The sequence below is a fragment of the Pontibacter rugosus genome, from assembly GCF_042678745.1.
Lineage (GTDB): Bacteria > Bacteroidota > Bacteroidia > Cytophagales > Hymenobacteraceae > Pontibacter > Pontibacter rugosus.
The window spans coordinates 1-1,076 of record NZ_JBHTLD010000440.1 but is presented as its reverse complement, the minus strand read 5'-3'; the positions used below and the strand labels follow the sequence as shown (position 1 = coordinate 1,076).

1 protein-coding gene is annotated in these 1,076 nt (G+C 43.2%); it reads right to left on the bottom strand.

Features of this window, described 5'->3' with window-relative positions; genetic code table 11:
• Positions 1 to 69 precede the first annotated feature (69 nt).
• The gene (locus ACFQ2O_RS21780; RefSeq protein ID WP_377533044.1) at positions 70 to 1,011 is read right to left on the bottom strand and encodes a hypothetical protein; all 942 of its coding nucleotides are present in this window, start codon (positions 1,009 to 1,011) and stop codon (positions 70 to 72) included.
• Positions 1,012 to 1,076 lie beyond the last annotated feature (65 nt).

The following is a 1,076-nucleotide window of genomic DNA, read 5'->3' as shown; positions in this document are numbered from 1 at the left end:
CGGAGAACCATACCAAGAGATGGCTCTCCGCAAAATATATAGTTGTAATTTATCTGTCTTTTGGAAAGATTAGTTATTGCGTTGAGTCACAACGGCCGCATTGCTGTTACCGGTTTGCGTAACGGTAGACATGTGGCTTGTGCCACTCTGGTATTGGTCAGAGAAGTTGCTGTCACCGTTCTGTATCAGAGTGGCAGTCAGGTCAGCACCAAAAGACTGGGTTTGGTAGCCAGTGTTGCCATCGCCGTTCTGTGTGATAGAAGCAGAATTTAAACCACTCAGTCCGCTCTGGTCCTGAACAGCATAGTTTAAGTCACCATCTTGTATGATGCTGGCAGAATTAAAGCCGCTTAGGTCTTCCTGGTACTGATAAGCATCGTTTATATCGCCTGTCTGCTGGATTACGGCAGTATTCAAAGCAGAGATGTTATTCTGGTATTGGTAGCCCCAGTTTAAATCCCCTGTTTGAGTTATAGCTGCAGTATTACCAGCCGATATATTCATTTGCTCCTGCACTGCATCATTTATATCGCCATTTTGTGCGATAGTAGCAGTGTTATTAGAGCTAGTGAAAGACTGCGTCTGGCTTGCATAGTTATCAGCACCTGCTTGGTTGATGTACGCTGAGTTACCATTGCTGCTTCGAGTCTGATATTGTTCAGCATAATTAATTTCACCAGACTGATTTACCTCAGCATTGTTACCTGTAGCATTACCACCTTGCTGCTGAGTTGCATAGTTAGCATCGCCAGACTGATTGGCAACTGCAACGTTATCCCAAGATCCCTGGATCTGAAGCACTTGAGATGAGTTATCCTCTCCGTTTTGAGAAACAGTAGCAGTATTGTTTCTATTGGACTGTTGCACGTCAGAGTCATTTGACTCTCCTCTTTGAGAAACAGTGGCAGTGTGGTCTACACCAGATTGCGCTACGGTACTCATGTTGCCTTGTGCCATAGCGCCACCTGCTACAAGAAGAAAGGCTGCTGCGAAAAATAAATTCTTTTTCATGTTTTACACTTGATGGTTTGAAAATGATTTAAGATGATTTACACTATAAACATACTAATATTAAT

Excerpts from the sequence above, each read along its gene's own strand:
- ACFQ2O_RS21780 (WP_377533044.1), bottom strand. The coding sequence starts at position 1,011 with ATGAAAAAGAATTTATTTTTCGCAGCAGCCTTTCTTCTTGTAGCAGGT.